This is a genomic window from Alienimonas californiensis (assembly GCF_007743815.1).
Classification (GTDB): Bacteria; Planctomycetota; Planctomycetia; order Planctomycetales; family Planctomycetaceae; genus Alienimonas; species Alienimonas californiensis.
On record NZ_CP036265.1, the window covers coordinates 4,982,203 to 5,006,153 of the forward strand.

Genomic DNA, 23,951 nt, shown 5'->3' on the forward strand with positions numbered 1-23,951 from the left:
GAACCGCCGCGACCCCTTGAGCGAGTTCGGCGATTTTTCCAATCGACGGACTCGCGTCCCATCGACAGACACGCGGACGGCGCTGCGGTTCGGGATCGTAAAGTCGCCTTCCGTGACGGTCAAGACGATCAGGCAGGTTCTGCCGGAGAGGTCGGCATTCCGGCGAGGCGGGGTTCCGTCCTAGGGTCCCTCGCGGGTCGCTCGGCACGGGCGGCCCGCTTCATCGCCGAGCCCCACGCCGCAGGACGCCCCCGTGACCGCCGCCGCCCCCGTCGCACCCGAGGCCGCCGTCGCCGCCCCGGGTTCCGAAACCGAATCGCAGCTCGTTGAAACGGCCCAACTCGCCGTCAGCCAGTGCAACTGGGTCGTCGGCCGCTGTGCGGCGGAGTGGACGAAACGCTACGCCCGCGGGCGGACCGACGCCGACTTCGCGGCCCTGGTCGGGCTGTCGGCGGATCAGGTCTACCAGCGGCGGCGGGTCTGGGAGACCTTCGCGGACGTGCGGGACCGCTACGAGGCCGACGCCGCTCCCGGGACCCCGAAGCGGGGGCCGCGGTGGTCCCACTTCTATGTAGCCCTCACCTGGGACGACGCCCCGGAGTGCCTGGAGTGGGCCGCGGAGAACGAGGCGACCGTGGCGGAAATGAAGGCCTACCGTCGGGCGCTGCACGGGGAGGACCTGTCTTCCCCGGCGGCCCGCGGCCCGGCGGACGACTTCGCCGGCGACCCATCCGTCATCCGCCTGCCGACCGATCCAGTGCCGGTGCGGGACCCGGACGAGTTCGGCGGCCCCTCGGGCGAACGGGCGCCGTGGGATGACGAGGACGAAGAGGTCTCCCGGCCGCAGGCGCTCGCCGCCCACCGTGAAACGGGTCCCGGGGGCGACGACGACGGAGACGACGCCCGGCCCGGGGACGGCTACGCCCCGTTCTCCTCCGGGGCCGTGACTCCGCCGGGGGGCAATTCCGGTACGGACGCGGAGGACAAAACCGACGCCAACGCCGCACGACTCACCAAGACTCTCCAGCGGATCGACGCAACGCTCACCGAGGCGGTAATGGACTCTTTCCGACGCCTGCCTGACTCCCGCCGGGAAGACATGGCGGAGTCCGCTCGGGCCGTGTTGGGCAAGCTGCAGATCCTGGCGAGCCTCGACGAGGCGTGAATCTCGCCTGATCCCGGCGCGATCTGCCCCGGGGGCTATGGGCGGGGGGGCGGTTGCGGGGCACAATGCCCGCCCCGCCCCCGGTTCCGCCGCCAGAGATGTCCCAGTTCGACGCCGCCCGGTCGCCCGATCCCCGGTCGCCCGCTGAGGATCCGCACGACGGCGGCGAGGGGTTGTTCCGCGCTGAGCCGGCGGACGCCCCGTTCCGCTACCCGGGGCAGGGGCGGGCGGCGGAGCAGTTCGTCGAGGGCGTCCCGGACCACGGATACGACGAGGCCCCCCCCCGCCGACGAGGAGGGCGGGGGGTCTCGCCCTGGCTGGTGTTCGTCCTGCTGGTGATCATTGCCGGGCTGATGTTCCGGCTGGGGCTGCTCAGCGGGGGGAGCGTGCTCGATCCCAGCGCCGTGCCGCGGCCGGTGACGCCGCGGGGGGAATTGGCGCCGGCGGAGCAGACGGTCACGGAGATCTACGAGCGCGTCTCCCCCAGCGTGGTGCACCTCGTCGGCACCGTGCCGGAGTACGGCGTCGATTCCACGGGGCGGCGGGCGCGGATCGCAGACCGGCAGGTCTCCGGCAGCGGGTTCGTCTGGAACGGGGAAGGGCACGTCGTCACGAACGCCCACGTCATCGCCGGGGCGGAGGACCTCCGGGTCACGCTCGCGGACGGCACGACCTACAACGGCCGCCCGGTCGGCGCCCTGCCGGGCCGGGACATCGCGGTGCTGAAGATCGACGCCCCGCCGGTCGCGCTGGTGCCGATCCCCGTGGGCGAGAGCGGCGACCTGCGGGTCGGGCAGGCGGCGTTCGCCATCGGCAGCCCCTTCGGACTGGATCAGACGCTGACCACCGGCGTGGTCAGCGGACTGGACCGCGCGATTCCCTCCGGAGCCACCGGCGCCGAGGCGCTCGGCGCCGGGCCGCAGCGGATCACCGGCGCGATCCAGACGGACGCGGCCATCAACGTGGGCAACTCCGGCGGCCCGCTGCTGGACTCCGCGGGGCGGCTGATCGGCATGAACACCGCCATCTTCACCGACAACGGCGGTCGCAGCGGCGGCATCGGCTTCGCGGTGCCGGTGGACGACCTGAACCGCTTCGTCCCGGAACTGATCCGCACCGGCGAGGTGCGGCCGGTGGGGATCGGCGTGGGCCTCGTGATCGACGCCGGGATGCGGCGCGACGTACGGATGGGCCGCATCCCGCGGGAGGGGGCGCTGGTCGGCCGCGTCCTACCGGGCAGCACCGCGGACCGGGCGGGGGTGCTGGGGACCCGCTTCGGCGAGAATCGCACGCTGCCGGGGGACCTCATCATCGCGGTCGACGGCCGTGATATCGGCAGCGGTTCCGACCTGCAGGACGTCCTCCGCCGCCGCAAAGCGGGGGAGACCGTCGTGTTGACAATCCTCCGGGCCGGGCAGCCGGAGCCGCTGACGTTGCCGGTCACCCTGCAGGAACTGCCGGAGTTCGAATCGCCCTGACCGTGGGTCGGCCGGTCTCGAACGATCGGCCGGTCAGCGGGCGACGGCGGCGAATCGCACCTGCTCCGCCGCGTCGGCGTCGGTTTCGGCGGGGTCCACCCGCAGGGAGACTTCGCCGTTGACGATGTCCACGACGGTGCAGATCAGGTCGCCCACCTGCACGCTGTCGCCCACGGCCAGTTCCACCTCGACGACCCGGTTCAACTCCAGATCAAAGCTGCGGGGGAGGCGGCCGGCGGACGAAGCGGGGCGGGACATACAGATCGCGATACGGGCAGGCGGGGCGGCCGACGGCCGAGGGCGGTTCGTATAGGGGTTGGCCCCTCGGGAGGGAACCCAGGTTCGGCCGTTCTCGCCGCTTCACCCCCGCCGGGCTCCTGACCGGCAGGCGGCAGACCGCCACAATCATGGCGTTCCCGCCGATCTGGAGAAAACGCCCGCGATGGCCGACGCGACCGCCGCCCCCGCCCGCCCCGACGCCAGCCCCGCAGACGACGCCGGTCCGCTGGAGCCGGCGCCGCTGCTCAAACGCATCCGCTGGGGCGGAACGAAGCTAGGTACGTTGCTAGGCAAGGAGCTGGGCGAGGGGAACGATTGGGCCGAAAGCTGGGAGGTCGCCGATCACGGCGACGATCAGACTGTCGTGACTGCCGGGCGGTACGCCGGCTGGCCTCTGGGACGGCTGGTCGCGGAGCGCCCGCGGGTGTTGTTCGGCCGGCACGCGACGAAGCCGGACGACTCCCCGCGGACGCAGTTCCCGCTGCTCATCAAATTTCTCGACGCGTCGGACACGCTCAGCGTGCAGGTCCATCCCAACGACGAACAGGCGGTCCAATACGACCCGCGGGAGAACGGCAAGACGGAAGCATGGGTCATCGTCGACGCGGAGCCCGGGGCCGTCCTGTACGCGGGGCTGAAGCCGGGGACGGACGCCGACGCCCTCCGCAGCGCCAGCGAGGCCGGCACGGTCGCGGACCTGCTCCACCGGTTCGAAGTGCAGGCCGGGGACTGCGTGTTCATCCCCGCCGGTACGGTGCACGCGATCGGGGCGGGGGTCGTGCTGGCGGAGATCCAGCAGTCCAGCGACCTCACGTTCCGCCTGTACGACTGGGGCTACCGCGACCCGCGGGGGAACCCGCGGCAGATTCACCTGGACGAATCGATCGCCTGCACCGACTTCGACCGCGGCCCCGTCGATCCGGTCACGCCCCGCCCGCTGCCGGGGCCGTCGGGGCGGAGCGAACGGCTGGTCGAGGGCGACTACTTCGTCATCGACCGCCATCAGGCGGGGGAGCCGTTTCCGCTGCCGAGTGACGACCGCTTCCGGGTGGTGATGACGCTCGTCGGCTCCGCCACGCTGAGCGGCGGCCCTGAGCCGATCGCCCTGCAGCCCGGCAAAACCGTGTTGGTTCCGGCCGCGTGCGGGCCGCTGACGGTGGAGCCCGGCCCGGGGGGCGTCACCCTGCTGGACAGCTACCTGCCGAACTGACGAACGATTCCAGGAGCTCGGCCGGCATCACTTCGCGTCCTTCTCGAAGGCCCGCACCCGGGCGAGGAGGAACTCCCGCATCGCTTCCAGCCGGTCCGGGTCGGTCACTTTGTTGCCGCCGGCGTCGGTCACGTAGAACACGTCGACCACCTGATCGAGGTGCGTGCTGATCTTCGCCAGGCGGACGGTCAGATCCTGCTCCGCGAGGGCGGTGGCGAGCGCGAACATCAGCCCCGGGGCGTCCGTGGCGAACACGTCGAACACCGTGCAGGCTTCGCTGGAATCGTTGTCCGCGGTCACGCTGACGGACTCGCCGGTCACCTCCGCGGGCAGCGGGGCGGCGGCGCCGAAGGGGCGGGAGGCGGCGATCGCGGCGGGCACGCGGGCGCGGGAGGCGGCCGCGGCGGCGGCGTCGTCCGCCAGTTCGGAGAGGGCGGCGTCCCGCAGGGCGTCGGCCACCTGCTTCACCCGCCAGTCCGGCACCGCCGTCGGCGCCGTCGCCGCGATCGGGGCGAGGCCCGGCGGCGGGGTCGGCATCGGCGGTTGGAAGTCGCGGTCCAGCACGCGGAAAACGTCCAGTACGCTGCCGTCCTCCAGGCTCTCCACGACCGCGTCCACCACTTCCAGCCGTCGGGACGCCAGCGCCCCGGCGAGGCGGGCGAACAGCCCCACAGACGCCGCCGCGGCGATCAGGCGGTACTCCGTCGTGCCGGTCTGCGGATCGAACACCCCGTCGGCGACGGCTCCGCGGACCGGCAGGTTGCGGAGTTCGTGCAGGTCGTCGCAGAGTCGTTCCAACTCCCGCAGCCCCACCAGATGCGGCGAGAACTGACGGAGCTTGTACTCCGCCCAGGCCCGCACCGTGGCCCGCTCCGCCGTCTGTCGGGCGGGATCGACCGCGGCGGTCTCCCGCCGGGCGAAGGCGTCGGCGGCGGCCTGCAGGCGCTGTTCGGCATGTTCGTGCGAGGCCGGACGGCCGCCGTCCAATACCCGCCGGGTGTCCTCGTAGAAGTTCGCCAGCAGGTCCCCCTTCCAGGCGGTCCAGGCCTCCGGGCCGACGCCCCGCAGGTCCGCGGCGCTGAGGACGTACAACATCCGCAGTCGCGGCACGTCGCCGACGTCCCGGGCGAACCGGAAGATCGTCGCCGGGTCCGCCGTGTCCCGCCGCAGGACGAGGTGCGTCATCTTGAGGTGGTGGGCGACGAGCCAGACGAGGAGGTCCCGCCGTTCCTCGCTCAGCCCCAGCCGGGTGGCGACGTCCCAGGCCCGCTCGGCGCCCTCTACGGAGTGATCCCGGCCGGCGCCCTTGCCGCAATCGTGCAGCAGGACGGCGAGGGTCAGCAGGCCGGCGTCCTGCACGGCCCGTCGAGCCGCGGAGACCGCGGCGTCGCACCCGCCCCAGGCCGCCACGCCTTCGACTTCGGACTCGATGAACGGTTCCGCGGCGTCCGGGAGCGGGTCCAGCAGCATGCCGCAGGCCGCCTCCACGCACCGCAGGCTGTGCTCGTCGACGGTGTAGGTGTGGTACTGGTTAAACTGCGTCAGGCAGCGGACCTGCTCCATCGGCGGAAGCAGCCAGCCGAGCGCCCCGTGGCGGTGCAGGCTGCGGACGGCGGCTCCGACGTGCACCCCGGCCGCGAGCAGCGCGTCGAACTCCGCGGCGACGGCCGGGGGCACCTCCGCCGGCCAGCGGGGCACCGCCTCGCGGATGGCGTCGGCGAGGTTGGGGGAGGGCAGGGAGCCGGTCTGCGCCGCCACTCCGAAGATCGACAGCGTGCGGGCCGGGTCCGCGGCGACCGCGGGCTGCCGATCCTCCGGCAGGTCCAGCGTGTTCGGCCCCGCGGTGAGTTGCTCCTCCGCCCCCCGCACCGGCCGTCTCAGGGCCCGCTTGAGCCGCGTCTGCCAGCGCCGCGGCCGGTGCCGGGAGACGAACCGATCGGTGAGTTCGGCCAGACGGCCGGTGCGGGTGAGGAAGTTCCGCATGAACTCCTCCACGGCCCGGCGGGCGTCGGCCCCCCGCTCCTCCGGCCCGGGGATCAGATCCAGCTGGTCCGTGCGGGTGAAGACGTCCCGGCCGCGGCCGGCGGCGAGGTGCAGCCCGCACCGCACGTCCAGCAGCGCGTCGACCGCGGCGATCCAGTCGTCCCGGTCCGCGGCGGTGAGGGCGTCGATCCGCACCAGTTCGTCGGGATCGGTCGTGCCGCAGGCCGCCGCCGCCACCCAGCGCAGCAGGTGCGAATCCCGCAGACCGCCGGAGGCCCGCTTCAGGTTCGGTTCGAGCAGGAACGGCGTATCCCCGTGGGCAATCCGTTCGAGTTGCCGGGCGGCGAGGACGTCGCGGCAGAACCGCACCGACCGCCCCCGAATCCAGCGGTGGGCCGCCGCGACGAACCGGGCGGCGCGATCCGGGTCGCCGCAGATCAGGCGGGCCTCCGTGTAGGCGGTGGCGGTCTCGATGTCCGCCCGCATCGCGGCGAGGGCCGTGTGCAGCGTGTGGGAGGCGTGCGCCAGCGGCAGGCCGGCGTCCCACGACGCCCGCACCAACCCGCGGACCACCGCCCGGTGCAGTTCCGTGGACCGCGGCCCGCGCACCCCCGCCGGGCCGAGGAGCAGCACGTCGACGTCGGAGTGCGGACACATTTCGCCGCGGCCCGTGCCGCCGGTGGCCACCACCGCCGTCGACCGCCGGGCCGGTTCGCGGTCCCGCTCCGGCAGCCCCCGCAGGGAGGCCTCGTACAGATCGCGGACGCACTCGTCGGCGAGGCCGGAGAGCAGGGCCGCGACCTCCCGCCCGCCGGCGCCGGCGTCGCGGGCCTCCCGGGCCTGCGTCAGCCGTCCCGACCAGCGTCGCGCCGCCCGGCGGGTCAGTGCCTCGGCGTCCCCCCGCGGCCCGTCGTCATCCCCCGCAGCGGGCGTGCCCGGGGCGGGCGAGACGGGGGCGGCCGAGGGATCCGTCACAGAGCCGCTTCACCCGTCTCGCCCGTGCGGATGCGGATCATCTCCGCGACCTCGTACACGAAGATCTTCCCGTCCCCGATCTGCCCCGTACGGGCGGTGCGGAGAATCGTGTCCACCACTTCCTTGAACTGAGCGTCGTCGACGACCACCTCAATTTTGCGTTTGGGCAGGAAGTCGACGGTGTATTCGGCGCCGCGGTACTGCTCCTTGTGGCCCTTCTGGCGTCCGAAGCCGCTGACCTCCGCGACAGTCATGCCCTGGACCCCGACGGCGGTGAGGGCATCCTTGACTTCCTCCAGCTTGTAGTGCCGGATAATCGCCTCGATTTTCTTCATCGAATCTCTGTCGTAGGGTCCGCTCCGCGGACCGTGCACGGCGAACGCTGAACGCGGCGAGGGGAGCAGGGGAAGCGAACGCAGGCAGCGGGCGAGTCGCGAGCGCGGTCCGCGGAGCGGACCCTACGACGGACCGGCGGAGTTTTTCAATTCCGACCCGGCCCGTCGCCGCTCACACCCGGTCGAGTTTGCTGTGGCGGCGGGGGCGGGGTTTGCGGGCCTCGCGCGACAGGCCGTAAACCTCCAGCCGGTGCCCTTCGACGCGGAAGCCGTGCTCCGCGGCGACGCGTTCCAGGATCGCGTCCAGTTCCGGGCTGCGGAACTCGATCAGCTCGCCCGTTTCCCGGCAGATCAGGTGATCGTGGTGCGGGTAGCCGTAGGAGTGCTCGTACAGATCGCGGTCGTCCTGCCGGGCGATCTTGCGGATGAGCCCCGCCTCCTCCATCGCGGCCACGTGCCGGTAGACGCTGGACCGGCTGACCCGGCGCCCGTCGCTCTTTGCGGCGAGCCGCTCGGCGAGGGTCTCCACGTCGAAGTGCTCGTGATCGGCGAAGACTTCTTCCACCGTAATCCGCCGCTCCGGAGTGAGCCGCTGCCCGCGGGTGATGAGGAACTCGCGAAACTTTTCCGTCGGCGAGACGGCCACCGGCACCGGCGGCAGGTCGGTGCGACCGCGCGGATTCGGCGCCGCCTCCTCCTGCGACGCGGCGCGAGACCGCGCGCCGTCCGCGGAACTGGAATCAGAGTGGGGGCCGAGATGCGACAAACGAACGACCGTGGAAGCGAAAAACGGGGGGGGGCGAACCGCGGGGGAGCGGCGACCAGTCGGGGCGATCCGTCGGGAACGTTCAGTCGAGGAGGTCCGCCAGCAATCCGTCGAGGGCGGCGTCGAGCCGATCCGGAGTATCGTAGGCGCCGGTGGCGATCTGCTCGCGAATCAACTCCAGCCGGGCCGCCCGCAGGGTCCTCGCCTCGTCGCGGGACCCGCCCTCGGCGGCCGGCGAGGAAGGGGAGTCGGTCGCGGCGTCGGCCGTCGCCGGCTCTGCGGCGTCACCGGGGGAACGATCGGGGCGGGGGGGCGACTCCATGGCGCAACGGTTCCCGGGGACGGGGTCGCCCGGCAGTGTACGCCCGCGCCGGAGTCCGGGGCAACGGGGCTTCGCCGCGGCCTACGCCGACAGGATCTCCGCCAACGCGTCCGCCGCGATTCGCACCTGCTCCGCCGAAACGTCCAGGTGCGTGCAGGCCCGCACCCGCCCCGGCCCCGCCGGCTCCATCCCCACCCCGCGTTCCCGCAAGCGATCGCACAGCTCCCGCGGCGTCGGCAGGTGCGGGGCGAGGGTGAAGAAGACGAGGTTCGTCTCCGGCGGCTCGCCGCTCACCCCTTCGAGGGCCGATACCCGCTCCCAGAACGCGCTCGCGTTCGCATGATCCTCCGCCAGCCGCTCGACGTGATGGGCCAAGGCATACCGGGCCGTGCCGGCGATCACCCCCGCCTGCCGGCAGGCCCCGCCGACGATCTTGCGGGCCCGCCGGGCGCCGCGCACGTCCGCGGCGGTTCCCACGAGGATCGACCCCATCGGGCAGCCGAGGCCCTTGCTGAAGCAGATCGACACGGTATCGCAGCAGTCGGCGATCTCCCGCGGCGTGCCGCCGCCGGCGACGACGGCGTTGAAGAAGCGGGCGCCGTCCAGGTGCACCTTCAAGCCGCGACCCCGCGCCCAACCGGAGACTTCCCGCAGCCGGTCCAGCGGCCAGACGCGGCCGCCGGCCATGTTGGTGGTGTTTTCCAGACAAATCGCCGCGGTGGACGACAGGTAGACGGCGTCCGCCCGCACGTGCGGGGCGAAGTCGTCGATCCCCGGCATGCCGCCCTCGCCGGGCACCAGTCGGCAGGTCACGCCGGAGAGGGCCGCCGCGGCGCCGCCCTCGTAATTGGCGATGTGCCCGGTCTCGTGGATCAACACCTCGTCCCCCGGCCGGGCGTGGCAGCGGACGCCGAGCTGGTTGCTCATCGTGCCGGACAGGCAGAACAGCGCCGCCTCCTTGCCCAGCAGGTCGGCGACCTCCGCTTCCAGCGCGTTGACCGTGGGGTCCTCGCCGGCCATGTCGTCGCCCAGTTCGGCCTCGCACATCGCCCGGTACATGCCGGGGGTGGGCTTGGTGACGGTGTCGCTACGGAGGTCGATCACGTCGTGCGGCATGACAGCATCCTATCGCAGAGGCGTCTCAAAGCCTCTGCGTTACATTGGGGGCATGCGCACGATCGACACCCGGACCGACGACTGGCGAGCCGCCCTCGACGCCCTACGGGACACGCTGGGCGTGGACGGGGACGTGGTCTCCGAGGCCGGCCGCGCCAAGACGATTGAGCTGTTCGGCGAGCCGCTTTCGCCCCGGCAGGTCGTGGACCGCATCTGCGACGACGTGCGGGCCGGCGGACTGGAGGCCGTGCTGGACTACACTCGCCGGCTGGACGGCAAGAACCTCACCGCGGAGACGGTCCGGGTCAGCGAGGCCGAGTTCGCCGAAGCCGAGGCCGCCGCCGACCCGGCGTTCCTCGACGCGATCCGCCGGGCCGCGGAGAACGTGCGGGAGTTTCAGTCTGCCATCCGGCACCGGGACGTCCCCGTCCGCCGCGACCTGCCCGGCGGCGGGGCGGTGCACCTCGTTCAGCGCTACGTGCCGATGAAGCGCGTCGGCCTCTGTGTGCCCGGCGGGGCGGCGGCGTACCCCTCGACGCTGCTGATGACCGCCGTGCCGGCCCAGGTCGCGGGGGTGAAGGAGATCGCCGTCTCCGTGCCGCCCACCGCCTTCGGCGGCTACAACGCGGACCTGCTGGCGACCTGCAAAGCGATCGGCGTGACCGAGGTCTTCCGCACCGGCGGCGCCCAGGGCGTCGCCGCCCTCGCCTACGGCGCCCCGACAAAGAACGGGGCAGGGGGGGTGAAGCCGGTCGACTTCATCGGCGGGCCGGGCAATCTGTTCGTGGCCCTCGCAAAGCGGCGGGCGTTCGGGACGGTGGGAATCGATTCCATCGCCGGCCCCAGCGAAGTGATCGTGCTGGCGGACGAGACGGCGAACCCGCAGTTCGTCGCCGCGGACCTCATCGCCCAAGCGGAGCACAGCCCCGGCAGCGCGGTGCTGATCACTTGGCACGAACCCCTGATCGTCGCGGTGCGGGCGGCGGTGGAGACCCAACTGGCGCAGCTCAGCCGGGCGGACCTGATTCGCCCGAGCCTGGAGGCGTACGGCGCCTGCGTGCTGGCCCGGGACGAAACGGAGGCCTGCGAACTGACGGACGAACTCGCCACCGAACACCTCCACATCCAAACCGCCGACCCGGAGCGACTGGCGGAGCGCATCACCAACGCTGGGGCGATCTTCCTCGGGCATCACACCCCGGTGGCGCTGGGCGACTACTACGCCGGACCCAGCCACGTGCTGCCCACCGGGGGCACTGCCCGCTTCGCCAACGGCCTGTGCGTGAACGATTTTCTGAAACGCAGCAGCGTGATCCGTTACGACGCAGCCGCCCTGCAGGCCGCCGCGGACGACGTGATCCGTTTGGCGGAGAAGGAAGCCCTCACCGCCCACGCCGCGAGCGTCTCGATCCGCTGCCGGTAACGCAGAGGCTCTACAGAGCCTCTGCGTTACGATCGGGGCATGAGCCTCGACGCCCTCCCCCAGACCCGCGCCGTTCTCGAACAGGGCCGTGCCGACGGCCTGCACCACGGGGTGCAGCTGTTCGTGCAGTACCGCGGCGAGATCCTCTGCGACGCGGCGACCGGCGAGGCGCGGCCGGGCGAACCGCTGACGGCGGACCATCTCATGTTGTGGCTCTCCGCCGGCAAACCGGTGACGGCGGCGGCGATCGTGAAGCTCTGCGACGGCCGCGGGGGACAGCCGTACCCGAAGATCGCGTTGGACGACCCGGTGACGCGACACCTGCCGGAGTTCGGGAAAGGGAACGGCGAACGGCGTCGTATCACCGTTCGCCATCTCCTCACCCACACCGCCGGCCTGCCGAACGCCGATCCAGCCTACCCGGAGGTCGACTGGGACGAATCCGTCCGCCGAATCTGCGACGCCCCCCTGGAGGACGATTGGATCGTCGGCCGCACGGCCGGCTACCATCCGAAGTCCTCCTGGTTCCTGTTAGGAGAGATCGTCAACCGAGTCACCGGCGAGCCGATGATCGCCTGGATCGAACGGGCGCTGCTGTCTCCCGCGTGTCTGGAGGGCCTGCGGTTTCAGTTTGCCGCGGAGGAACTTGAATCCCTGCGGCAGCGACTGGCGCCGATGTACCGCCGGCAGGGGAGGGAACTGGTCGACGCGGAGATGTCGACCGACGCCCATCTCACGCGAACGTCCCCGGGATCGTCCCTGCGGGCGACCGCCCGGAACGTCGGCGACTTCTACGCGGCAATCGACGAGAGCCGAGCCTACTGCGACTTCCCGCTCTTCAGTGAGACGGCCGCCGAGGCGATGACCGCCCGCCATCGCGTCGGGGAGTTCGATCGCACGCTCGGCCACGTCGTCGACTTCGGCCTCGGGGTGATCGTCGACTCGAACCGCTACGGGGCCGACACTGTGCCGTACGGGTTCGGGCCGCACTGCTCGCCCCGGACGTTCGGGCACGGGGGGAGCCAATCTTCGATGGCCTTCTGCGATCCCGAAAACGACCTCGTCGTCGCCTGGGCGACCAACGGGATGTGCGGCGAACCGAAGCACCAGCGCCGCAATCGGGCGATCAACGCGGCGATCTACGAAGACCTCGGTCTCGCCGGTTAGCCGTCCTCTTCAAGAGGGCGGCTAACGCAGGTCGTTCGTCATTTTCAAGCGGGCGCGAGCCAGTTGCGCCCAGGGGCCGCGGTCGTCGTGGGCGAGGTAGGCCCGGTAATGCGGCTCCGCCCCCTCGTCGCCGAGGGCGTGCAGGCTTTCGGCAAGATGAAAGTGGGCCTCCGGCAGGTCGCCGTGGATCTCCAGCGCCGTGCGGAACGCGGCGGCGGCGGAGCGGTGTTCGCCCCCGCTGGCCCGCACGCAGCCGAGTTGCACCCAGGCTTCGAGGTACCGCGGGTCGTGCTCCGTGGCGGCCCGGTAGCGTTCGGCGGCGGCGTCCGGACGGCCGGTGCGGAACAAGGCGTCGGCGAGGTGGAAGTGGGCCTCCGGGTGCGTCGGTTCCTTCGCCAGACAGGCCCGCAGGGCGGGCTCCGCGGCGGCGGGGTCGTCGGCGTCCAACCGCTCCACGCCCAGCCGCAGCCACTCGGCGGCCGAGCGACGGGCCGCCCGCCCGCCGTCCGGGTCCGGCAGGCGGAGCAGGGCGGGGGAGGGCGGTTCGTCGGGGGCGTCGCCGGTGCGATGCGGGTCGTCCGGGGCGAACTCCAGCACCCGCTGACCGGTCGCCGGCTCCCGCAGACCGGCGTCGTCGCGGATCAGCAACCGGCCGTCGCGGGCCAGCAGATCGAGCCGCCCTGCCGCGACCGCCTCTTCGCCGAACACCTCGGACAGCGCCGACAACCCCGCGGCGAGGTCCGCCTTCGACACCCCCGCCGCCAGCAGCTTGGCCAGGGTGCGGGTGCGGGCGACCTCGGCAAAGTCGAAGTAGGGCAGCCGGTGCACCGTCTTGACCGGGCGGATCAGGCCGTCCCGCGCCCAACTGCGGATGCGGCCTGGCGTGACGTCCAGCAGGCCGGAGAGCATCGCCGGCGTGTACAGCCGCCGCACCCCGGCTGCCAGATCGCCGCCCAAGGGAGAACTGAGGCCGGCGAGCCGCAGCCAGTCGCTCTCGGCGAGCAGCCGCACGGTCGCCTCGCCGGTCCGGTTCCACTCGGCGGCGTGTCGGAACTTCACCGTGGGGGCGCCGTCGTCCGCCAGCGGCCAGCCCTCCTCGCCCACGACCAGCAGCGTCGTGCCGCGGGTCAAATGTTCCGTGAACGTCCCGCCGAGGTCGTCCACCAGCCGGGCGGCCGCGGCGTGCGTCATGCTGGCCAGCGTGCCGGTGAAGGCGACGACCTCCCCGGCCAGAGGGGGCGGCTCCGCGGGCTCCGCCGACGGCGAGTCGACGGGTTCGTCCCGGCCCTCTTCCCCGTCGACGTGCTCCGCCGCGGCGGCCGGTTCGGCGGGTGGGAGGGATACCGCGGGCACGGGGGAGCCGGGCGGGGGAGCGGGAGGGTGTGGCGGGCGGCCGCGTGTCGGACCGGGATTCTCGGCGGTAGTTTAGGCGTTCCACCCGCCCCGCGCGATCCTCACCGGCCCCCCGATGTCCTCGTCCGCTCCTCACTCCGGCCTCCAGACCGCCTCGCTGCCGGAGGCCGATCCCGAAGTCTTCGCCGCGATCGAGCGCGAACGCGGCCGGCAGGTCGACGGCCTCGAACTGATCGCCAGCGAGAACTACACCAGCGCCGCGGTGATGCAGGCGCAGGGCTCCTGCCTGACGAACAAGTATGCCGAGGGCTACCCCGGCCGCCGCTACTACGGCGGGTGCGAATACGTCGACCAGATCGAAAACCTCGCCCGGGACCGGGCCAAGGAACTGTTCGGGGCGGAGCATGCCAACGTCCAGCCGCACGCCGGCAGCCAAGCGAACTTCGCCGCCTTCACCGCGATCCTGCAGCCGGGGGACACCTTCCTGGCGATGGACCTCGCCCACGGCGGGCACCTGACGCACGGCATGCACCTGAACGTCAGCGGGCAGTTCTTCAAGCCCGTGCACTACGGCGTGCGGCAGAGCGACCACCGGATCGACTTCGATCAGGTCGCCAAGCTGGCCCGGGAGCACAAGCCGAAGATGATCGTCGCCGGCGCCAGCGCCTACCCGCGGGAGATCGAGCACGCCCGCTTCGCCGAGATCGCCCGGGAAGTCGGCGCCAGGTTGCTGGTCGACATGGCCCACTACAGCGGGCTGGTCGCGGCGAAGTTGCACGACGACCCGGTCGCGGTCGCGGACGTCGTCACCAGCACGACGCACAAGACGCTCCGCGGCCCCCGCAGCGGCGTGATTCTCTGCCGGGAGGAACTGGCGAAGGCGATCGATCGGCAGGTGTTCCCCGGCAGTCAGGGCGGCCCGCTGATGCACGCGATCGCGGGCAAAGCGGTCTGTTTCAAGGAGGCTCTGCAACCGGAGTACAAGCAGTACGCCCAGCAGGTGATGGACAACGCCAAAGTCCTCGGCGAAGCCCTGGCGGCCGGCGGCGTGACGCTGGTGTCCGGCGGCACGGACAACCACCTCCTGCTCTGCGACGTCACCACCGTCGGGACCACCGGCAAGATCGCGGAGAAGGCCCTCGACGCCGCCGGGATCACCGTCAACAAGAACATGATCCCGTTCGACCCCCGCAAGCCGATGGACCCGTCCGGCATCCGCTTCGGCACCGCCGCCCTGACGACCCGCGGCATGAAACAGGACGAGATGAAGCGGGTGGCCGCGTGGATCCTCGAAGTGCTCTCCAATCCGGAGGACGAGGCCCTCTTGCAGCGCACCCACGAAGCCGTCACCGAGTTCGCCCGCGGCTACCCGGTCCCGGGCGTCAGCGCGGCGGCGTGAGGGTCAGCGGCGTAAGCGCCGCATTCAGGCTTCCGCTGCGAAAGCCCTCCAGATCGAGGGTGACGTAGCGGAAGCCCAGTCGTCTCAGTTCCTCGCTGACCGTTGCCGCCTCGCCGACGACGCGGGGCAGGGCGGGGCGGGGGACTTCGACGCGGGCCAGGTCGTTCGCCTCGCAGCGGACGCGGCACTCCCGTAGGTCGAATCGTTCTTTCAACCACGCTTCAGCGGCGTCGACGCGGCGGACGCGGGCCTCGGTCACCGGCACGCCGTAGGCGATGCGGCTGCTCAGGCAGGGGCTGGCCGGCTTGTCCCAGACTGGCAGGCCCCAGGCCTTCGCCAAGGTTCGCACCTCGGCCTTCGTGACGCCGCACTCCAGCAGGGGGCTGCGAACGCCGCGGTCGCTCGCGGCCCGCATGCCGGGGCGATGGTCGCCGACGTCGTCGGCGTTCGCCCCGTTGACCACGGCGTCCGCGTTCAGTTCGGACAGCCGCTCGCCGAGGCGATCGTAGAGCTCGCTTTTGCAGTGAAAGCAGCGGTCCGAGGCGTTGGCGAGGTAGTCCGGGGAGGCGAACTCGTTCGTCCTCAACACCCGATGCCGAATGCCGATCGCCGCGGCGACGGAGGACGCGGTCTCCAACTCGCCGGACGCGAGGCTGGGGCTGTCCGCGGTGACGGCGACGGCGTCCTCTCCGCAGGCCAGCGCCGCGGCTTTGGCGACGACGGCGCTGTCCACCCCGCCGCTGAACGCCACCGCGACCCGGCCCAGTGTGCGCAACGCGTCCAGCAGCCGATCGCGTTTCTCGGCGAGCTCGGGGGGCAGGGGGGGGGATTGAGCGGCGGGCATCGGCCGATTCTAACGGCAGCGGCTCGGATCGCGGCGAACCTTGCGGTCCGCAATCCGGTTACAATCACTGTTCCGCACCGCCCGTCGCCTCCTTCCCAGCCCCTGCCGATGCGCCCGCCCCGTTCCCGTCTCCTCGCGGCCGCCGTCGCCCTCGGCGTCGTCGCCGCGGTCGCCGTCACGCCCAGTCCCGCTGAGGGGCGGACCGACCTGACCCGGGCCCAGCGGGTCGAACTGGCAAGCTTGAAGCGGGATGCGGTGCGGCTGGGCGGCCTGTTGCGACGCGGGGTCACCGACGACGCCAAAGAGCTGCTAGCCGAGGTGGAGGCCCGCTTCGCCAAGCTGAAGGAAGACGCCGGCGGTCTGGAGGGCGAACGCTACGCCGAGTTGATCGAGGAAGACCTCGCCGAAGCCCGCACCGCCCTCGAGCCCGGTGCCGCGCCGATCGTCGAGGAGCCGCACCCGGAGATAACGGACATGCCCGCGGACGACGCCGCCATGCCCGCCATGAGCATGAACCGAGACGGCGGGGCGATGGCCGGCGCCGCGACGGACGGCGGCGGGGCGGGGGGGCTCACCTTTTCCAAGGACGTCGCCCCCACGCTGGTGAACTCCTGCGGGCGCTGCCACATGAACGGCCAGTCCCGCGGCGGGTTCTCCATGAACAGCTATCAGGAGCTGATGGACAGCGGCTACGTCGACACCGACGACCCGGAGGGCGGCCGGATGATCCGGCTGATGGGACAGGTCGAGCAGCCCAAGATGCCGCCCGGCAACGCTCGCATCAAACGGAGCCAGTGGGAGAACGCCCGTGACTGGGCGGTCGCCGGCGCCAAACTGGACAAAGGCGACCCCGGCGCCCCGATGCGTCTGCTGGTCCCCACGGAAGCCCAGTTGCTGCGGGCAGCGATGGCGAAAATGAGCGACGAGGAACTCGCCGCCTCCCGGCGGGAGCGGGCGAACGAACTGTTCAAGAAGGCATTGCGGCGCTCCACGCCCTCGGTCGTCGAGGTCCCCGCCGGCGAATCGGCCGCGACCGGGGGGCTGATCCTGATCGGCAACGTGGACGAATCCCGGCTGGAGCAGATCGCCGGCTGGATCAAGACGGACGCCGCCCGCCTCGCCCCGCTGGCCGGGGAAGACGGCCTCGGCGGCCGCGGCCCGCTGACCGTGTTCGTCATGAAAAGCCGGTTCGACTACCAGGAGTTCCACGCCGCCGCCCACGGCCTGTTCGAGGTGCCGGCCAACGTCACCGCGGACGCCACCGTGCCCGCCGACGGCAGCGACGCCTACATCGCCCTTCAGGATCTGCGGGACGACGCCACCCGCGACGACCCGGGCATGCGGGCGAACGTGATCTTCGGCCTCGCCGAAGCCGCCATGCAGGGCCGGGGCGGCGACGTGCCTTCCTGGCTGTCCGCGGGGCTCGGCCCGGCGCTCGCCTTCGAGGTCGACCCCCAGAACCCGGCCCTGCGGGCGATGGCCGACCAGTTGCCGGGGGCGCTCTCCCGGCTGTCGAAGCCGGACGACCTGCTCAAAAACGGAACCTTCGCCCCGGAGGAGATGCCCGCCGTCGGCGCCGCGCTGGTCTCCGTGCTGCGGAGCAACGGCGGCGACAAAAAACTCGGCCAGTTGCTGGACGTGATGGCCGCCGCCGCCCCGGCCGAGGAACCGGCGATGATGAACAACAACATGCGTCGCGGCGGGTACCGAGACCGCGGCGACGGCGGGGCCGCCGCCCTGTGGCAGGTCTACGGCGCCGCCCCGGCCCAGTTGGCCGCCCGGTTGGCGGCGGCGGCTCGCTGACGCTGGGGGCCCACGGCGGGCGGCGATGAGTCGCGGCGCCGGATGGGAATGGGGCGGGGCGGGGGCGTACACTGCCCCCGTCCCGCCCCGTTTCGTTTTGATTCCTCGCCCCAGATGCCTTCGCCGGACGTGCTGATCGTCGGCGGCGGGGTGATCGGGCTGAGTTGCGGCGTCGAACTCGCGCGCCGGGGACGATCGGTCCTCCTGCTGGAACGCGACGCCGTCGCCTCCCGGACCGGCGCCGCCAGTTGGGCCGGCGCCGGCATGCTGCCGCCGGCGTCGCTAGAACACGCTGAGAGCCCCCGCGACCGGCTGCGGGCTCTCTCCCACGCGCGCTGGGACGACTGGACCGCGATGCTGCGAGGGTCGACCGGCGTGGACATCGGCTACGAACGGCACGGGTCGCTGCACGTCTCCCACCCGGATCTGGGCGGCGATTTCCCCGCGGACGCGGCGGAGCACGCCGTCGCCGCGTTTCACCGCCACGGCATCCGGGCTGAGCGGATCTCTGAGGACGAACAACGGCTCGACGCCCCGTTTCTGTCCCGCGACGTCGCCGCGGTCGTGCGGCTGCCGGACGCCGGGCAGGTCCGCAACCCCCGCCTGCTGCGCGCGTTGCGTGCGGCGGGGGGCGAGCGACTGGAGATCCGCGAAGGGGCGCCCGTCGGCGCCGTCCGTCTGGCGGGCGGGCGGGCTGTCGGCGTCACGACGCACGCCGGGGAGTGGATCGACGCCGGGTCCGTCCTGCTGTGCGGCGGGGCGTGGACCGGCGGGCTGCTGACGGACACGGGGTTCGCCGCCCCCGTGCGTCCGGTGCGGGGGCAAATCGCGCTGCTCCGCACGCCGGCCCGGCCGTTCCTCCCGGTCGTGGAATGCGGAGCCCGCTACCTCGTGCCGCGGGCCGACGGCCGGACGGTCGTCGGGGCGACGCAGGAGGAGGTCGGCTTCCACCCGGTCACCACGGCGGCGGGCCTCGCCGGACTGCTCAACTTCGCCGCCGCCCTCGTGCCGGCGCTGGGGGAGGCGTCGGTGGAACGCTGCTGGGCGGGCCTGCGTCCCGGCACGCCGGACGGCAACCCGCTGCTCGGCCGCGTGCCGCATTCGGAGGGCGGCGAGTTCGAGAACCTGTTCCTCGCCGCCGGCCACTTCCGCGACGGCCTGCAACAGAGCCCCGGCACTGCCGCGATCGTCGCGGATCTGATCGAAGATCGCCCCCCGCAGACGCCATTGGGGGGGCTCGCCCCCGGGCGGTTCTCGACGGCGGAGAACCGGGTATGAGGGCGGTCGTGCAACGGGTGTCGGAGGCGTCGGTGACGGTCGACGGCGAGGTCGTGGGCGCCGTCGGCCGCGGCTTGCTCGTCCTATTGGGCGTGGAGGAGGGCGATGCCGAAACGGACGCGAAGTGGCTCGCCGCGAAGATCGCCGGGCTGCGGATCTTCCCCGACGCGGACGGCAAGATGAACCGCTCCGTCGCCGATGTCGCGGGAGACGCCGGGGAGGCGGCGGCGGGCGAACCGCCCGCGGGGGCCCTGGTGGTCAGCCAGTTCACGCTGCTGGGCGACTGCCGGACCGGACGCCGGCCGAGCTTTACCGCGGCGGCCCCGCCGGCGGAGGCGGATCGGCTCTACCAAACCGTTTGCGAGCGACTGCGCGGCGGCGGGCTGTTCGTCGCCACGGGGGTCTTTCGGGCGGACATGGCGGTCTCGCTGACGAACGACGGCCCGGTCACCCTGCTGCTGGACAGCCGCAAGCGGTTCTGAGGCGGGCGCCCGGGCTCTCCGGGATCGGAGCGGCCCGCGAAACCCTCGCGCACCAACCGCCCTTCCCGTCCATCCGGTTGATCCGATACCGTGGTCGGATTCGCTCCGGAGGACCGGGGCTGCGCACGCCGTTCCGTCAGGACGACTCGACCCATGTGGTACGACCTCGCCGTCGCCGCCATTCTGCTGTTCTGCATGATCCGGGGGGCCAAAAAAGGCTTCCTCTGGCAGCTCGCCGGGATCGCCGCGGTGGTGCTCTGCTTCGTGTTCGCGGAGACCGCCTCCTTGGCGATCGCGCCCTACCTGAAGATCGACCCGCCGCTGAACCGGTGGGTCTCGATGCTGCTGCTCTACGTCGCCTGCTCGTTCCTCTGCTTCGCCGTCGCCCGGGCGATGCAGAACGGACTGGAGAAGGCGAAGTTCGAGGACTACGACCGGCACCTCGGCGGGGTGGTCGGCCTGCTCAAGGGAGGCGGCATCGCCGTCGTCGTCACGTTCTTCGCCGTCACGCTGTCGGAAACGCTGCGTCCGATCGTGTTGGCGTCCCACAGCGGGCATGCCGCGGCGGTGGTGATGGACAAGCTCTCGCCGGTGTTCCCGGAGGAGCTGGGCAAGGTTCTCAAACCGCACCTGGACGAGTTCCACGGCTTTGAGGAGGAGTTCCACGGCGGTCAGCTCGCCGACGGCAGCGACGACCCCGGCAACCTGTTCGGCGACGACCCCTTCGGCGAAGGCTCCGGCGAGTTCGGCGACTTCGACGGGTTCGGCGAGACCAGCCCCGGCGATCCCTGGGTCGAACCGCGAGGCGACTCGACGCAGGGGCCGCTCGCGGGGGGTGGTTCGAACCCGGCAGGCGATGGCTCCGGCCGCGATCCGTTCGGATGGGGCGTCGACCCGCGGACCAATGCGGACCGCCTCAACGGGCGTCCGGTCAGCGGCGACGGGTCCTTCGGCGACTCGACCCGCGGCGATTTCGGATCGGCGCCGGGGGAAGGGGGCGACTGGTTCGACGACGGCGGACTGAACGCGGACCGCCTGCGGAACGAAGCCGGCACCGTGGCCCGTGACCTGTGGAACGACGTGCCCGAGGAGACGCGGCGGAACCTCACGGACTCGCTGACCGAATCGGCGACCAACGCCGCCCGCCGTCGGGTCGAGGACGGGTTGGGCGTGCGACTGGACAACTTCCTCAGCGACCCGGCCCAGCCCGGCGCCGACCCGGCCGCGACTCAACCGACGCGGCAGGAACTGATTGCGGAGATCGCCGCGATCTACAACCGGGACGAGAACGTGCAGGCGATGATCCGCCAGCAGTCCGCCCGGACGCTCGGTCCCGTGCCGGAGGACGCGGCAATCGACGTGCTCCAAGACTGGCTCGCCGACCTCCGCGGCCCGGCCGCCGGGCCGGACCCGGACCCGGTCACCACCAAGGCGACCACGCTGCGGGAGCGGATCACCCGCCGCCTGACCGCCCGCACGGCCCGGCCGGGGGAGACGGCGCCGCGGCGCTGAGAACCCGGTCCGACCGCCGGCCGCAACGTCGCGGCCGCGGCGGCCGATCGCCGCAAACCCTATCCTCACAGGGCTGGAATCAGACCCAGCTTGACATAACGGGCATTATCGGACGTTGTTCGTATCCCGCGAACGGGACGGCGAATCACTCCGCGGCGACCGCCTCGGCCTCCGTCGGGACGGCCTCCCCCGCGGCGGCAAGTTCCTCGAACTGGCCGATCCTGCGGAAGCGTTCGTAGCGGCGGTTCAGCAGTTCGTCGGCCGGGAGATCGGCGAGTTCGCGGACGGCCCGGCCGAGAGCCTCCTTCAGCGCCCCGGCCGCGGCCCGGTGATCGCGGTGGGCGCCACCGGGCGGCTCCTCGACGATCTCCTCGATGATGCCGAACCTCAGCAGGTGCTCGCTGGTGAACTTCAGGGCGTTGGCGGCCCGGTCGACGTTCGCCGGCGTCGCGCCGCCCTCGGCCCGATACAGGATGCCGGCGCAGCCCTCGGGGCTGATGACGGAATAGTAGGCGAACTGCAGCACGGCGACGTGATCGCCGATGCCGATGCCCAGCGCTCCGCCGCTGCCGCCCTCGCCGATCACGCAGCAGACGATCGGCGTCTTCAGCCGAGCCATCTCGCGGAGGTTCAGCGCGATCGCGTAGCTCTGGCCGCGCTCCTCAGCGCCGACGCCCGGGTACGCGCCGGGGGTGTCGATCAGACAGACGATCGGCAGGCCGAACTTCTCGGCGAGCCGCATCTTCTCCAGCGCCTTGCGGTAGCCTTCCGGGTGGGCGCAGCCGTAGTAGCACTCGGTGCGTTCCTTGAGCGTGCGGCCCTTCTGCTGGCCGACCAACAACACCCGCTGTCCGTCCAGCTTGGCGAAGCCGGTGAGGATCGCCCGGTCGTCGCCGAAGGCCCGGTCGCCGTGCAGTTCGACGAACTCGTCGAAGACCAGCTCGATATAGTCGCGGGTCTGGGGCCGCTCCGCGTGGCGGGCGACCTTCACCGTTTGGGCGGCGTCGAGGCCGCCGAACACCTCGCGGGTCTTCTCTCGAATCTCCCGCCGCAACGCCCGGACGGCGTCACGCAGGTGCGTCGAGGGATCGGGATCCGCCTCCAAGGCGGCGAGTTTTTCTTCGAGCTGGCGGATCGGCCGCTCGAACGGCAACAGGGGGGCGGGGGGCATCACGCGACCGGACGGAACGGGAACCCGCCAGCGGCGGGGTCGCCGAGTCTACGACCGCGGTCCCGGATCGCCCAGTCCACCGCCCCGCTCCGCGGCGCCCCGACCGCCCCCCTGCGGAACGGCGGTTCACGGCGGCGACGGGGTCGCCTCAATCGTTCAGAGGATCTCCGGCAGTTCGGTCATCAGCGGAAGGTCCTCTTCCTCGGAGGCGTTCTTCTGACTGGCGTGCTGCTTCTGGCTGGCGTGCTGGGCGTCCGTCGGACGGGTCAGGCCGGGAACCTGCACCTGCGGGCCCGACGGCACGATTTTGATTGCCGGCTGCGCCTGCGGAGCGCCCGCCGGCGCCGGCGGGCGCTGGGACGGCTGACCCGGTCCCGGCTGGCCCGGCGGCCGTTGGCCCTGCGACGGCTGACCCTGCGGCGGCTGGCCCGGAGGCCGTTGGGCCTGGGGCGGCTGAACTTGGTTCGGCTGCCCCTGGTTCGGCTGTCCCTGTGGCGGCGGATAGGCCCCGGGCGGGAACTGGCCCGGCGGCGGCCCTTGGGCGTAGGGTTGCGGAGCGTATTGCGGCTGCGGAGCGAACTGCGGCTGCGGGTAGTACCCGGGCGGCGGATAGCCCGGTGGGTAGCCTTGGGGCATACCGGGGGGCGGGGCCTGCGGCGGTTGCGGTTGCCGCTGCGCCGTGCGGGCGGCCGCCTTTTTCGCCTCGCCGCCGACGTCCGCGCGGCGAGCTTGCCGGGCCGCCGCCTTGGCCGGCGCCTTGATGCCCTTTTGCGTCCGGACGGCGTCGGCCCGGCTGTCGAGCAGACTGGCCCCCTGCAGCTCCTCCTCCTCCTTCCGACGCTTAATCTCGGCGAGCAGTTCCTGCGGGTCCTTTTTGAAGAGCGTCGTGCTGCGGAATTCTGCGAAGACCTCGGTCGGCGACTGATGCCGATCCTTGGGCTTTTTGGCGAGCATCTTCGCGAGCAGCCGATCGGCCTCCGGGGTGACGTTGTCGTTGAAGAAACTGGCCGGGGGCACCGCCTCCTTGAGGTGTTGCCGGAGCATGTGGCTCGGATCGTTTCCCGCAAACGGGGGACGGCCGGTCAGCAGTTCGAACAGCGTGATCCCCAGACTGTAGACGTCCGTGGCGGCGGTCTTCGGCTTTTTGAGGATCGTTTCCGGGGCGATATAGGTGCGGGTGCCCCGGATCACGGAACTGCCGCCGAACAGCGCCGCCAAGCCCCCCGCCGGTTTTTCGCACAGCGAGAAGTCGATCACCCGCACCTCGCCGGTCGGCGTGACCAACAGGTTGTCCGGTTTGAGGTCCAGGTGGAGCCAGCCCTTTTCGTGCATGTGGGACAGGCCCTGGCAGACCCCCTCCACGATCTTCTGCACGTTCGCCCGGAGTTCCGTGGGGTTGTTCTTCAGCCCCGCCTTCAAGTTCGGATACTTGAAGAGCTCCATCACCAGGTACACGTTCGTCTTCGATTTGAAGAACCCCCCGGTGTGAATCACGTTCGGGTGATTCATCGAGGAACCGACCTTCTGCTCGTGCTTGAGCGTCGCGACCTGATCCTTGTCCTTGATCAGCGAGGGCTGAAGCAGTTTGAGGGCGTGCGTTTGCCCGCTGGCCCGCTCCAGGGCCTCCCAGATGACCGTGGCCCCGCCGGAGGCGACCTTCTCCACGAGGTCGAATCCGTCCACGGCGCTGCGGCCGCTGCCCTCCATGGAGGAAGCGGCTTCAGCGTGAACGTCGGGGGGCGCGTCGGATTCGGCCATCGCCTCACCGCCTTCGTCGATTGCACAAACGACCGATCCGGCGGCGCGCCGGATCGGGAAACCATTTTCCACTATAGCCCCGCCTCGGGGCCGGAGGCGCGATTCGTCGGAGGCGAAGCCCGGGTTCGAGCC

20 protein-coding genes are annotated in these 23,951 nt (G+C 71.8%); 10 read left to right on the forward strand and 10 right to left on the reverse strand.

Annotated features, from left to right (window positions below):
* Positions 1 to 253: 253 nt before the first annotated feature.
* Positions 254 to 1,165 carry a hypothetical protein gene (locus CA12_RS19785; protein ID WP_145360857.1) on the forward strand — a complete coding sequence of 304 codons (912 nt, stop codon included), beginning with the start codon at positions 254 to 256 and terminating at the stop codon, positions 1,163 to 1,165.
* Positions 1,166 to 1,263: 98 nt separating this feature from the next.
* Positions 1,264 to 2,643, forward strand: coding sequence for a S1C family serine protease (locus CA12_RS19790; RefSeq protein WP_165700881.1), 1,380 nt, complete (start codon positions 1,264 to 1,266; stop codon positions 2,641 to 2,643).
* Positions 2,644 to 2,676: 33 nt separating this feature from the next.
* On the opposite strand, the gene CA12_RS19795 is transcribed toward CA12_RS19790, so the two are convergent.
* Positions 2,677 to 2,901, reverse strand: a complete 225-nt coding sequence (locus tag CA12_RS19795; protein WP_145360859.1) for a hypothetical protein — start codon at positions 2,899 to 2,901, stop codon at positions 2,677 to 2,679.
* Positions 2,902 to 3,085: 184 nt separating this feature from the next.
* Between CA12_RS19795 and CA12_RS19800 the strand changes: the two genes are divergently transcribed.
* On the forward strand, positions 3,086 to 4,132 hold the full coding sequence (locus tag CA12_RS19800; protein WP_145360860.1) for a type I phosphomannose isomerase catalytic subunit: 1,047 nt from the start codon (positions 3,086 to 3,088) through the stop codon (positions 4,130 to 4,132).
* A gap of 27 nt (positions 4,133 to 4,159) precedes the next feature.
* Here CA12_RS19800 and CA12_RS19805 read toward each other — a convergent pair whose 3' ends face one another.
* From CA12_RS19805 to CA12_RS19825, 5 genes are all read right to left on the reverse strand, one after another.
* Positions 4,160 to 7,090, reverse strand: a complete 2,931-nt coding sequence (locus CA12_RS19805) for a [protein-PII] uridylyltransferase family protein (protein WP_145360861.1) — start codon at positions 7,088 to 7,090, stop codon at positions 4,160 to 4,162.
* Positions 7,087 to 7,425, reverse strand: coding sequence for a P-II family nitrogen regulator (locus CA12_RS19810; RefSeq protein ID WP_145360862.1), 339 nt, complete (start codon positions 7,423 to 7,425; stop codon positions 7,087 to 7,089). Before CA12_RS19810 ends, CA12_RS19805 begins: the two co-directional genes overlap by 4 nt.
* A gap of 172 nt (positions 7,426 to 7,597) precedes the next feature.
* Positions 7,598 to 8,071 carry a Fur family transcriptional regulator gene (locus CA12_RS19815; RefSeq protein ID WP_242688042.1) on the reverse strand — a complete coding sequence of 158 codons (474 nt, stop codon included), beginning with the start codon at positions 8,069 to 8,071 and terminating at the stop codon, positions 7,598 to 7,600.
* 202 nt (positions 8,072 to 8,273) lie between these two features.
* A complete protein-coding gene (locus CA12_RS19820; protein WP_145360863.1) occupies positions 8,274 to 8,513 on the reverse strand; it encodes a flagellar biosynthesis anti-sigma factor FlgM in 240 nt (79 codons plus the stop codon).
* A gap of 81 nt (positions 8,514 to 8,594) precedes the next feature.
* Positions 8,595 to 9,629 carry a threonine aldolase family protein gene (locus tag CA12_RS19825; protein ID WP_145360864.1) on the reverse strand — a complete coding sequence of 345 codons (1,035 nt, stop codon included), beginning with the start codon at positions 9,627 to 9,629 and terminating at the stop codon, positions 8,595 to 8,597.
* Positions 9,630 to 9,681: 52 nt separating this feature from the next.
* Between CA12_RS19825 and hisD the strand changes: the two genes are divergently transcribed.
* Together hisD and CA12_RS19835 are read left to right on the forward strand one after the other, a co-directional pair.
* Positions 9,682 to 11,052: a histidinol dehydrogenase gene (hisD, locus tag CA12_RS19830; protein ID WP_145360865.1), complete on the forward strand. Its 1,371-nt coding sequence runs from the start codon at positions 9,682 to 9,684 to the stop codon at positions 11,050 to 11,052.
* 39 nt (positions 11,053 to 11,091) lie between these two features.
* Positions 11,092 to 12,219 carry a serine hydrolase domain-containing protein gene (locus tag CA12_RS19835; RefSeq protein ID WP_145360866.1) on the forward strand — a complete coding sequence of 376 codons (1,128 nt, stop codon included), beginning with the start codon at positions 11,092 to 11,094 and terminating at the stop codon, positions 12,217 to 12,219.
* A gap of 21 nt (positions 12,220 to 12,240) precedes the next feature.
* Here the strand turns inward: CA12_RS19835 and CA12_RS19840 are convergent, their stop codons facing one another.
* On the reverse strand, positions 12,241 to 13,572 hold the full coding sequence (locus CA12_RS19840) for a tetratricopeptide repeat protein (RefSeq protein WP_145360867.1): 1,332 nt from the start codon (positions 13,570 to 13,572) through the stop codon (positions 12,241 to 12,243).
* A gap of 115 nt (positions 13,573 to 13,687) precedes the next feature.
* On the opposite strand from CA12_RS19840, the gene glyA reads away from it, so the two are divergent.
* A complete protein-coding gene (glyA, locus tag CA12_RS19845) occupies positions 13,688 to 14,971 on the forward strand; it encodes a serine hydroxymethyltransferase (RefSeq protein ID WP_145360868.1) in 1,284 nt (427 codons plus the stop codon).
* Here the strand turns inward: glyA and larE are convergent.
* Positions 14,955 to 15,815 carry an ATP-dependent sacrificial sulfur transferase LarE gene (gene larE, locus CA12_RS19850; RefSeq protein ID WP_145360869.1) on the reverse strand — a complete coding sequence of 287 codons (861 nt, stop codon included), beginning with the start codon at positions 15,813 to 15,815 and terminating at the stop codon, positions 14,955 to 14,957. The two genes, glyA and larE, sit on opposite strands and share 17 nt — an antisense overlap.
* A 108-nt stretch (positions 15,816 to 15,923) precedes the next feature.
* On the opposite strand from larE, the gene CA12_RS19855 reads away from it, so the two are divergent.
* The 4 genes from CA12_RS19855 to CA12_RS19870 all read left to right on the forward strand — a co-directional run bounded on the left by CA12_RS19855 (position 15,924) and on the right by CA12_RS19870 (position 20,890).
* Positions 15,924 to 17,618, forward strand: coding sequence for a translin family protein (locus CA12_RS19855; RefSeq protein ID WP_145360870.1), 1,695 nt, complete (start codon positions 15,924 to 15,926; stop codon positions 17,616 to 17,618).
* 114 nt (positions 17,619 to 17,732) lie between these two features.
* Complete coding sequence (thiO, locus tag CA12_RS19860) at positions 17,733 to 18,896, forward strand: glycine oxidase ThiO (RefSeq protein ID WP_165700882.1); 1,164 nt, start codon at positions 17,733 to 17,735, stop codon at positions 18,894 to 18,896.
* Positions 18,893 to 19,378 carry a D-aminoacyl-tRNA deacylase gene (dtd, locus tag CA12_RS19865; RefSeq protein WP_145360872.1) on the forward strand — a complete coding sequence of 162 codons (486 nt, stop codon included), beginning with the start codon at positions 18,893 to 18,895 and terminating at the stop codon, positions 19,376 to 19,378. The genes thiO and dtd overlap by 4 nt, the downstream gene beginning before the upstream one ends.
* 153 nt (positions 19,379 to 19,531) lie before the next feature.
* On the forward strand, positions 19,532 to 20,890 hold the full coding sequence (locus CA12_RS19870) for a CvpA family protein (protein WP_145360873.1): 1,359 nt from the start codon (positions 19,532 to 19,534) through the stop codon (positions 20,888 to 20,890).
* A gap of 145 nt (positions 20,891 to 21,035) precedes the next feature.
* On the opposite strand, the gene CA12_RS19875 is transcribed toward CA12_RS19870, so the two are convergent.
* Both CA12_RS19875 and CA12_RS19880 read right to left on the reverse strand, forming a co-directional pair.
* A complete protein-coding gene (locus CA12_RS19875) occupies positions 21,036 to 22,061 on the reverse strand; it encodes an acetyl-CoA carboxylase carboxyltransferase subunit alpha (RefSeq protein WP_145360874.1) in 1,026 nt (341 codons plus the stop codon).
* A gap of 156 nt (positions 22,062 to 22,217) precedes the next feature.
* Positions 22,218 to 23,819, reverse strand: coding sequence for a serine/threonine-protein kinase (locus tag CA12_RS19880; RefSeq protein ID WP_145360875.1), 1,602 nt, complete (start codon positions 23,817 to 23,819; stop codon positions 22,218 to 22,220).
* Between the last annotated feature and the right edge of the window lie 132 nt (positions 23,820 to 23,951).

What these genes read in the sequence shown, in the direction of transcription:
- CA12_RS19790 (WP_165700881.1), top strand. Translation starts at nt 1,264, where the DNA reads ATGTCCCAGTTCGACGCCGCCCGGTCGCCCGATCCCCGGTCGCCCGCT.
- CA12_RS19795 (WP_145360859.1), bottom strand. Translation starts at nt 2,901, where the DNA reads ATGTCCCGCCCCGCTTCGTCCGCCGGCCGCCTCCCCCGCAGCTTTGAT.
- CA12_RS19800 (WP_145360860.1), top strand. Translation starts at nt 3,086, where the DNA reads ATGGCCGACGCGACCGCCGCCCCCGCCCGCCCCGACGCCAGCCCCGCA.
- CA12_RS19810 (WP_145360862.1), bottom strand. Translation starts at nt 7,425, where the DNA reads ATGAAGAAAATCGAGGCGATTATCCGGCACTACAAGCTGGAGGAAGTC.
- CA12_RS19820 (WP_145360863.1), bottom strand. Translation starts at nt 8,513, where the DNA reads ATGGAGTCGCCCCCCCGCCCCGATCGTTCCCCCGGTGACGCCGCAGAG.
- CA12_RS19825 (WP_145360864.1), bottom strand. Translation starts at nt 9,629, where the DNA reads ATGCCGCACGACGTGATCGACCTCCGTAGCGACACCGTCACCAAGCCC.
- hisD (WP_145360865.1), top strand. Translation starts at nt 9,682, where the DNA reads ATGCGCACGATCGACACCCGGACCGACGACTGGCGAGCCGCCCTCGAC.
- CA12_RS19835 (WP_145360866.1), top strand. Translation starts at nt 11,092, where the DNA reads ATGAGCCTCGACGCCCTCCCCCAGACCCGCGCCGTTCTCGAACAGGGC.
- glyA (WP_145360868.1), top strand. Translation starts at nt 13,688, where the DNA reads ATGTCCTCGTCCGCTCCTCACTCCGGCCTCCAGACCGCCTCGCTGCCG.
- larE (WP_145360869.1), bottom strand. Translation starts at nt 15,815, where the DNA reads ATGCCCGCCGCTCAATCCCCCCCCCTGCCCCCCGAGCTCGCCGAGAAA.
- CA12_RS19855 (WP_145360870.1), top strand. Translation starts at nt 15,924, where the DNA reads ATGCGCCCGCCCCGTTCCCGTCTCCTCGCGGCCGCCGTCGCCCTCGGC.
- thiO (WP_165700882.1), top strand. Translation starts at nt 17,733, where the DNA reads ATGCCTTCGCCGGACGTGCTGATCGTCGGCGGCGGGGTGATCGGGCTG.
- dtd (WP_145360872.1), top strand. Translation starts at nt 18,893, where the DNA reads ATGAGGGCGGTCGTGCAACGGGTGTCGGAGGCGTCGGTGACGGTCGAC.
- CA12_RS19870 (WP_145360873.1), top strand. Translation starts at nt 19,532, where the DNA reads ATGTGGTACGACCTCGCCGTCGCCGCCATTCTGCTGTTCTGCATGATC.
- CA12_RS19875 (WP_145360874.1), bottom strand. Translation starts at nt 22,061, where the DNA reads ATGCCCCCCGCCCCCCTGTTGCCGTTCGAGCGGCCGATCCGCCAGCTC.
- CA12_RS19880 (WP_145360875.1), bottom strand. Translation starts at nt 23,819, where the DNA reads ATGGCCGAATCCGACGCGCCCCCCGACGTTCACGCTGAAGCCGCTTCC.